Source organism: Burkholderia sp. BDU5 (assembly GCF_001522845.1).
Classification (GTDB): Bacteria; Pseudomonadota; Gammaproteobacteria; order Burkholderiales; family Burkholderiaceae; genus Burkholderia; species Burkholderia mayonis.
Window position 1 is genome coordinate 1 of sequence record NZ_LOWC01000114.1, and the last position, 8,855, is coordinate 8,855.

The following is an 8,855-nucleotide window of genomic DNA, read 5'->3' on the forward strand; positions in this document are numbered from 1 at the left end:
GGGAATCGGTGGCCGTGGTAGAGCGCTTTCGGTTTCATCGCCTCATCTTACGCGACCACACCCGCCAACGTGACAGCACCCTTCAGAATTGAGACCGCCGGTATTCGAATGCACCATGACCGCCATGCAAGTCATCCATCGTGCCGCAGGTCGATACACCGTTTTTGTTGCAACTATGCGTCATTTTGTTGTGTGGCCTGAACTTGTTTGACTTTTGAAGATTTTTCCTGATATCGTCAGATCAAAATTGGAATTGATTCCTGGCGATCTGTTTAAAACAGTTTTAAAGATAGGGCGAAAATTGCATCCGGACGATGCTTTTATCCATGGTCATTTCTTGCGAGCATCTTGCGGGAAATTTCAAGTAATTTGAAAGCTTGGGTGCAGCCTTCCTTGAACGTTTTTCAACGGACTGTCAGGCCGGCCCGCTGCCGTCTGACACCTATTGGATGGCATGGTGTGTTTGGTGTGGCGCAATAAATTCGGGAGATAATTAAAAGTCAACGTATCTATTGGAGTTTGATTGAGTTGACTTTGATATATTAATATTTCGAATATCACACAAAATACACGTGGAGATCAAGCAAGCCGAAGCGACGATGTCTTGCAAATCGAATTGATCGCGCGTGGCGAGTCGCGCGCCTATCCAATGGTGTGCACTTAAATTGCCGCTCGGGGGCAATAATGAAAATTTGGGTTTGTCAAAAGCCGGATCTGTCGCCGCGTCACGCCCGTGCGCATCGCAGGGTGTAACGAAGATGGGTTCAAACTCGATCATCGTCACCAGCACGTACAACGCGCCGGTGAAGGTTTACACGACGATGTCGCCGACGCCCACCAATCCGCCGTCGACAGATCCTTCGGCGTATGTGCCGATCTACACGCTAATCGGCAGCGTCCCGCCAAACGGCACCGCCACCTTCGGGATGGACGAGCCGCTCGAGCGCATCGTGATCACGCGGCAGGCAGACGAGTTTCCTCTCAAAGTGGCCGTCGTGGGCTCGCTCGCGTCGGATTCACAGCCGATTTCGCTCGCGCAGACCGACGCCGACATTGCGGAGGCGGGCTGGAACTTCTACCAGAACACGATGAGCCAGCCGTTCACGCCGACAGCGCTCGAGTTCGGCCTGCTCGTCGAGAACACGACCCCCATCACCGACCTGCCCGATGCCGCGGCCACCTACTTCTCGCAGAACGGGGCGGCGGGGCTCACATACGGCCTCTACTCCGCACTCGGTTACTGGGCGACGAATCAGCTCTACGCGTTCCCCGGCACGTACTACTGCTACGAGCCGCCCCCGTCCAGCTCGATGGGATTCGTGTTGCCGACGACGTGCGTGGGAACGTTGGACATCGCCGACGGCAAGGCGACGTTTACACCCACGGATGGTGCGCCCATCGCGCTCGATTTCGCGATCTCGCTGCTGTCGAGCGCCGGGGCGACCGCGGACAACGGCCTGCGGCTGAGCGCGCTGATTCGCGACCTCATGTGGGAGGGAGAGCCCGACACGATCACCTGGGCGTTCGTCGGTACTTACAACGGTCAGCAGTTCATCGCGCAGTCCTATCAAGACCCGAGTCTGCCCTGGTACGCGCTACTTTATGACCTGGTCTACGGCGCACTCTTCACCGCGCAGCTCGCGATGTCGATCGATGCGGCAATCGACCTGCTGAAAGCGGTCCCCGGCGGACTGCAATGGCTCGCCAATAATGTAAGCGCGATAGCCGGCAGGATCCGCGACGCGCTCAACGCGAACGGCAATGGCGCCGCGCCTGATAGCGCGGTGGGCGACGATGCCGATCCAATTAACGTGGACGTTGATATCGACGTCGATATCGACGTGGACATCGACGTGGACATCGATATCGACATCGACATTGACATCGATGTCGACGTCGACGTGGATGTCGACGTCGACTTCATCGCCGTGGTCGACGTGGACGTGGATGTCGATATCGATGTCGACATCGACGTCGTGACCGACAACGACATCGACATCGACGTGGACGTCGACGTGGATATCGATACGGACGTCGACGTGCAACCCGGCACGATTTCCAGAGTGCTCGGTTCGGTCGGCAACTGGATCATGAAGAAGGCGCTACCGATGCTCGTCGAGGGCGTCGCGATCTACGTCGCCTTCCAGACGGCCGGTGCGCTGCTCGACGCATGGCGACAGCAGGACGAGCAGGATCTGGCGAATCTCCAGCCGCGCCAGACGACCGGGCTGGGTCTGCTCATCAACTACATGCTGAACGACTCGATCCCAATTGCAACGCGCTGGACCACCTTCAGCCAATACGTGCAGGAAGTACAAGGCGATCCGACGACGCTGCAGGTGACGCTGTCGATGCTCCTGGCGACGGCGAACAGCCAGGCGGATACCGAAGCACAGAGTTGGCGATGGCCCGAGGATGTCAGGAACGCGCTGGTCGCGCAGATGGAACAGAGCGTCGGCGCCAATGCCTACTTGGCATTCCAGACACTGGCGAATGCGACTTACCAGAACCAGCCGCTGCCGGTAAAGGTCGGAGCGTCGGTCGCGATGGCCTATCTGAAGGGCTGATCGCCCCTCCTTCGAAAGGATCAATGCTGATGAGCACTACCTGGTCACCGCCTTTCCCCGAGCGCTATCCCGACGCGGACGAGCATCGCCGCCGCTGGCGACGCCTCGCCCGCGAGATCGCGGCGCGTGCGGCGACCATAACCGACGATCCGGCCGCAATCACGCCGCCCGCGCTGCCCGGGTCGCTGGAAATCCTCGGCTCGGGGATCGAGGCGATCGGTTTCACGCGTGCCGACGAAGCGCGCATTCGCGCGGCGGACCACGTTTTCTTCTGCGTCGCCGACCCTGCGACCAAGGTCTGGCTGCTACGGGAGAGGCCCGATGCATACGACCTCTACACGCTCTACGACGACAGCAAGCGACGCTATGTCACCTACATGCAGATGGCAGAGGCAATGCTGCACCCCGTCCGTCACGGGCTGCGAGTCGTGGCGATCTTCTACGGACATCCAGGGATCTTCGTTCTGGCCACGCACCGGGCTGTCCGGATCGCTCGACGCGAGGGACACCGCGCCGAAATGCGCGCGGCGGTCAGCGCGCTCGACACGTTGTGTGCCGACCTCAGCGTCGATCCAAGCCAGCCCGGCATGCAGATGTATGAAGCGACCGACATGCTGATCCGGGCGCGCCGACCCGATACGGGGTTGCATCTCGTGCTCTGGCAGGTCGGATTGATCGGCGAGCTGGGCTATCGCCGGCAGGGCTATCTGAACAGCAACTTCTCGGTCCTGCTCGACTATCTGGAAGTGCTGTATGGCACCGATCATCCGGTCGTGAACTACGTGGGCTCGCGCTATCCCGGGGTCGATCCGGTGATAGACCGCCAGACGATCGCGTCGCTGCGGGATCCGTCGGCCCGGAACTGGGTGACCGGGATCTCGACGTTCTATCTGCCGCCCAAGGAGGCGGCCGCGGCCGACGCCACAATGCTCGACCGGCTCGGGCTGCTCCAACCTGGCCAACCGTTGCGCACGGGAGCAGACGTGTTGCGCGTGATCGATCGCTACGGTCCACGCGAACGCAAGGCGTTCGCCGATTTTGCCGGCTTCGATGTGCCCCAGAGCTACCAGTGGCAAGCCGACACCGCCGCCGCGCGCTTCGTGCTGGCGTTGTGCGACGATCCGCTGTTGCGCGAACGCTATCGCGACGATCCCGCCGGCGCGGTCGCCGGCTGGGCCGATTTGTCGCCGCGCGAGCGTGATTTGCTGGGCCGGCGCGATGCCGGCGCGATCCAACTCGCGGCGAAAGGGCTGCGCTCCAGCGGCGAACCCGAGAACCGCCGGCTGCTCGACCTGCTGCTCGCGCGGAAATCGGCAAGCGCCGCATTGCTCGCGGCGATCAAACGCGCGCCGGTTGGTCGGGTGCAGGAAGCTGCGGTGGCGTGGAGCGGCGCGCGCGGCATCGAGGCCGACTGGCCCGCGCTTGCCGCCGATTTCCAGCAACTGCTGCGCCGCGATCTGGCAGTGTGGACCGGCTTCTACCTCGTTGCGGAGCAAGCGTTATCGCTGTCGGTGCTCGGGCAGCCCGGCGGTGGCGTCACGCGCGTCGACCTGAACGGCGTGCGCGTCCAAAGGGCGCGCTTCGACAAGGGCGTACTTACCTGGCCGGCCGAAGGGGGCAATACGTGCGCGGGCTATCTGCAACCCGATCTGTGTTCCAGCGGACGACGGCGCTGGATCGGGCTGATCTGGCCTGCCGGCGCGACTCCCGATACGTCGCACAAGCTCGTTGCGCATGAAGCTCTGCCGAGGCCGCGGATACCGGCCAGCGCGATGGCCGGCACCTATCGGTGGCGCGCGCCGGACCATAGCGAACGTCTGATCGCGGTGCTGCCGACGCCGGCAGGCATGGCAGTCACGCTCGACGACGCTCACGTCGACGATCCGCTGACCGTCGGCCGGGATCATTTCATGCTCGGAGAACGCCGCGTGCCGTTCACGTCCCGCATTGGCGGCATTGCGAGCGCCGCGCATCTGCACGGCGGGTTCCGATTGCTCGTGCGGCACGGGGTTTCGACCGAAGTGACGTCCGCGATTTTCGACGCTAACGGTTTTTCATTTGGCGGACAGCGCGTAACGGCGACGTTTGACGGCGATTCGATGCATTGGCGCGACGGTCCGCCTGCGCTGGCCGGCGGGACGTTGACCTTCGTGCTCGACCCGGTCACGCTACGCCCGCTCGCTCATGGAACGGCGTGCAGCGCCGGTGGGGCGCGCGTCGCGCTGCGCGGAATGGCTGCGGTGAGCGATGAGGAAGCTGCCGCCCTCGCGTCGACGCCGCGTCTCGGGCTGCCTCGCTGGGCGTGGGCGCATTTGGTCGCGATCATGTTGGCGGCGAGCCGCAAAGGCGGCCTCTTTCTATGGCACGGCCACGAACGCGCGTCGACCAATCTGGCACGCGTGCGCCACGTGCTGGCGCGGATGCATCGCGACGGAGTGCAAGGCGCATGAGCAATGTGATGGTCACCTCTCCTTCTATTGCCGATGTCGATCGCGCGCAGCTCGCACGCAAGGCCGGGCCGCGCCCTTGCCATACGTGGGTATTGCTCGACTACGATACGGTGCGCTTCCCGTTCGCGGCCGTGCTGGGCCGAGACGTGTTCAAGGTGCGACGCCTCGAGCGGCTGCACGAGTATCTGCTCGACCATAGACGGCGCAGCGCACGCAACGCGCGGCTGCGCCCGCGCGACAACCTGATGGTGAGTGCGATGATGGAGCGCCAGCCCGCCGACGCCGATTTCTGGAAGGTCTACCATGGCTTCATGCTCGCGCAACTCGCCCCGCTGGTGGGGCGCGGGATCTCATACACGAGCCATCCGAAGCTGCGCGTTCATCTGTCGGGCACGGCCAGCGTCAGTTCATTCCACCACGACATCTGCGTGACGCGGCGAATCGATCAGATCAACTTCTGGATGCCTTTCACCGATGTCGACGGCGGCGCGACACTCTGGCTCGAAAGCGACTACGGCAGAGGCGATTTCGAACCCGTGCCGGTGCGGTACGGGCAGGTGCTGATCTTCGACGGCGGCTATCTGGGTCATGGCTCCGTCGCCAATGATTCCGGCGTGACGCGTGTCAGCCTGGACATGCGGTTTTCCTACAAACAGGCGACGACGCGCGCCGAAGGCGTGTCATTGATGAACCGGATCGTCGAGGTGCTGGACCAGCCGCGCCGCCGGTGCGGCGCAGTCGGACCCGCTGCACGATCCGCCACGACGCGGGAGGCATGATGATCCAGGCATTCGGGCAGTTGGCGACCGCAGGCGCTGTGGCAAGCATCGCAAGCAACCTGCCCCGTTCGGTCAGCGTGGTGCATTACGGCTCCGATGGCGTGAGTGTTGCGACGACCGGCCGGGCCAGTTACGCGGACGTGTCGTCCGGTGGAGGCACGATTCGCTATGCGGCGGCGCTGGCGGGAGGCGCACCCCACTCGACGTCCGACATCGTCATCGATGCGCAAGGCCGGGCGGTCTCGTCGGAAACCCGGCTGCTCGCGGCCGATGGGACGCTACGGCGCGTGGTGCGCGGCGACTATCGCTCGCTCGTGCTCAATTCCGCCGGCTCGACTGCCGGCGGTGTCGCGCAATTCGCGCTTGCCGGGCCGGACGGGACGCCATGCCATTTCGCGGAGATGGCCTACGCCAACGAGCGTCCGGCGAGCTACATGCTCACCACCTATGCGGGCGGTAGCGCCGAGGCGATCGCGATGCGCGTCGAGATCGGTTTTGAAGACGCCGTGTTCGCCGGCATGCGGCTCGTTGGCGGCGAGCTTGCCGTCACCTGCCGCACGGGCGCCACGCTGACGCTGGCGAGCACTGCACGCTCGTTCCTGAGCACACGGGGAACGCCCGACAGGCTGCTGAGTACCATCTACGCGGAAGACGGTGCGACCGTGCGTGAGCTCGTCGAATCCAGCTATACCCGCATCGTGTTCGACGCGCGGGGCAGGATTCGCGCAGGGGTGCTGGTCGTCGCAGTCCAGCCTGCGGGTGGCGGTTCGCCGGTCCGGACGGCCTTGCGCTATGCCAATGGCAAACTGATCTCCACCCGTGTTCTGGAATCCCGAGCCCCGCTGCCGCCGCGGCTCGATGCCGCACCGGCGAGACCCGTGCCGGGACCGTGGCGGCCGGCACGCGCGGCCGATCGCGTGCGGCGGACGCTGCGCGCTGACGGCAGCCTCGCGCAATTGAGCGAGGATTGGCTGGCGCGGCCAAGGCTGACGCCGCTGCGCTCACTCATCACCGGTTTCGCGACCGACGGCAGGACTGCGGTGCGCGTGACCGACATCGACTATCGGGCGGCGCGGTTCGCTGCCGACGGGCAGCCGGACGGCGGCACGATCATTTCCACGCGATTCGAAGGAGGCATGCGCTCGAGCACGACCAACATCGTGTACTAGCCAGATGCGGACGCGGCGCGCTTGCACGACAGTCCACGTCCGGACATGGAGCCATGGCATTCACAGTCACCCAACGTTGTTCAAACCCACCCACGGAGAAAAGCGATGGATATCAACAAAAACTGCTCGATCGTCAACAACTCGGGCAAGAACGTTGTCGTACTCAATGCCGTCAACTCGTCGACCAACGTCGCGCAGAACTCACCGCAACAGGGATATCTGCAGGACCTGACTCTGCTGCCCGTCGCATCAGGCGCCAAGGTGCTGACCAACGGCGCGACGGACTCGGTGACGCTCGACGGCACCTACGTCGACTCGACCGGGCAGACCCAGTCCTGCTATATCTACCAGTTGCTCGTCTCGCAGCCGAACTCGCTGTTCCCGGTGATGGCGGTCGGCGAAATGCTCGATTTCACCTCGATGTCTTACCCTCCGATTACCGTCACCGCGGCTGCCGCGGCCAACATGTCCAAGGCGCTCTCTTTCTGCCAGAACATCATGACGTCGCCATCGTCGAAAATGGCGGTCGCGTTCCAGAGCGTGCTGGACAGCGCGTTCAATCAGCAGACCATCACCGCCGGCGAGCAGGCAATAGCCGCATTCTTCAACCAGTATCCGCTGTTCGCGGGACTTGACTTCCCGAGTTACGTCGCGGTCAGCACTTGGCTGCGCGCCTATGCGTATCTCTGGGGCATGGGCAACAACGACGAACTGGGGTGTACCTACTACGTCTACTCCGGGTCGGCCACCGGCACGACAGCGGTGAAGGCCGCAGGCACCATCGTTTTTCAGCAGAAAGCGGGCGCGCCGTCGCCTGCCGATCCCAGTGATCGCCAGAGCGGCATGACGATCACGCTCAACTCGCCGACCGGCGGCACCACCGACCTGCAGTTCGATGAAGGCCAGATTGTCGACGCGGCTGGCGCAGTTGTACTCAACGCGACGTTCGGCTTCAAGGGGACCTTCACCGCGATCGAAACCGACACCACGGTTTGGCCGATCCTGTGCGGCACGATGCTTAACCAGCAGGTGATCGCGATCCCGCTCGCGCCCACGCCCCAATCGACGGGGAGCAATTTCTGGTCGCTCGCCACCTTCGACGACGTCCTCATGTACTTCTTCAAAGCGGTCGGACTTTGGATGGCGATTGATTTCGTGGCACACAAGCTGAGCGGGAAGAATAACAAGGCCCGCGACGATCAGGCAAACGAGAACAACGGCGATCAGCCCAGCCAGCAACAACTGAGTGATGCGGAAAGCTCCGGCGAAGCGATCGGCGAGGAGTCGTTGCAGAATAACCAGCAGAAGCTTCAGGAGTCGGGCGGTAGCGTCGAGGACGTACCGTCGGACAACGCATCGTTCGCTAGCAGTGTTGAAGGCTTGCGCACGCAAAGCGCTAACGTGTACAACGCAGTGGCCGGCGATAGCATCAAGGGTGGGCTCGACAGCGCGGAGGCGGCGATCGGCGAGCTCTCGAAAATCGAGATGACTCAGTCTATAGAGGACGCCTATTCGAATGTGATAGCTGCTCTCCAGAGCCTGAACGACGGCGACTTCGTGGTAGCGAACCAAAACCTGATTAAAGTCACAAAATCACTTCCCGAAATTGTTGAGGCAATGGGCGCCCAGGTAAGCCAAAGCACGGCGCAGCAGATCAAGGAGGCTGTCGCCGTTCAGACGGAGGCGAGCAATATTGCTGATGAATCGATCGACCACGCAAATGAGGCCGCGTCCGGCGACGAGGATTCGTTCGAATCAGGCCTCGACATTAATGATTGATCGGCACGGCGGGCCTTCATGCTTAGAGACGGCGCTGTCACGTTGGCGGGTGTGGTCGCGTAAGATGAGGCGATGAAACCGAAAGCGCTCTACCACGGCCACCGATTCCCC

General features: G+C 62.9%; 5 protein-coding genes. All 5 read left to right on the forward strand.

Going from position 1 to position 8,855, the window contains the following annotated elements; all coding sequences use genetic code 11:
* The first annotated feature begins 758 nt into the window (after positions 1-758).
* The 5 genes from WS69_RS18180 (at position 759) to WS69_RS18200 (ending at position 8,744) form a co-directional block, all read left to right on the forward strand.
* Positions 759-2,567, forward strand: a complete 1,809-nt coding sequence (locus WS69_RS18180) for a hypothetical protein (protein ID WP_059472117.1) — start codon at positions 759-761, stop codon at positions 2,565-2,567.
* Between the two features lie 29 nt (positions 2,568-2,596).
* Positions 2,597-5,017, forward strand: a complete 2,421-nt coding sequence (locus WS69_RS18185) for an SAM-dependent methyltransferase (RefSeq protein WP_197419283.1) — start codon at positions 2,597-2,599, stop codon at positions 5,015-5,017.
* Positions 5,014-5,796 (forward strand): streptomycin biosynthesis enzyme StrG, encoded by a 783-nt coding sequence (locus tag WS69_RS18190; protein WP_156438222.1) that lies wholly within the window; start codon positions 5,014-5,016, stop codon positions 5,794-5,796. Before WS69_RS18185 ends, WS69_RS18190 begins: the two co-directional genes overlap by 4 nt.
* A complete protein-coding gene (locus tag WS69_RS18195; RefSeq protein ID WP_156438224.1) occupies positions 5,793-6,965 on the forward strand; it encodes a hypothetical protein in 1,173 nt (390 codons plus the stop codon). The genes WS69_RS18190 and WS69_RS18195 overlap by 4 nt, the downstream gene beginning before the upstream one ends.
* 105 nt (positions 6,966-7,070) lie before the next feature.
* A complete protein-coding gene (locus tag WS69_RS18200; RefSeq protein WP_059472121.1) occupies positions 7,071-8,744 on the forward strand; it encodes a hypothetical protein in 1,674 nt (557 codons plus the stop codon).
* Positions 8,745-8,855 lie beyond the last annotated feature (111 nt).

Excerpts from the sequence above, each read along its gene's own strand:
- WS69_RS18195 (WP_156438224.1), top strand. The coding sequence starts at position 5,793 with ATGATGATCCAGGCATTCGGGCAGTTGGCGACCGCAGGCGCTGTGGCA.
- WS69_RS18185 (WP_197419283.1), top strand. The coding sequence starts at position 2,597 with ATGAGCACTACCTGGTCACCGCCTTTCCCCGAGCGCTATCCCGACGCG.
- WS69_RS18200 (WP_059472121.1), top strand. The coding sequence starts at position 7,071 with ATGGATATCAACAAAAACTGCTCGATCGTCAACAACTCGGGCAAGAAC.
- WS69_RS18180 (WP_059472117.1), top strand. The coding sequence starts at position 759 with ATGGGTTCAAACTCGATCATCGTCACCAGCACGTACAACGCGCCGGTG.
- WS69_RS18190 (WP_156438222.1), top strand. The coding sequence starts at position 5,014 with ATGAGCAATGTGATGGTCACCTCTCCTTCTATTGCCGATGTCGATCGC.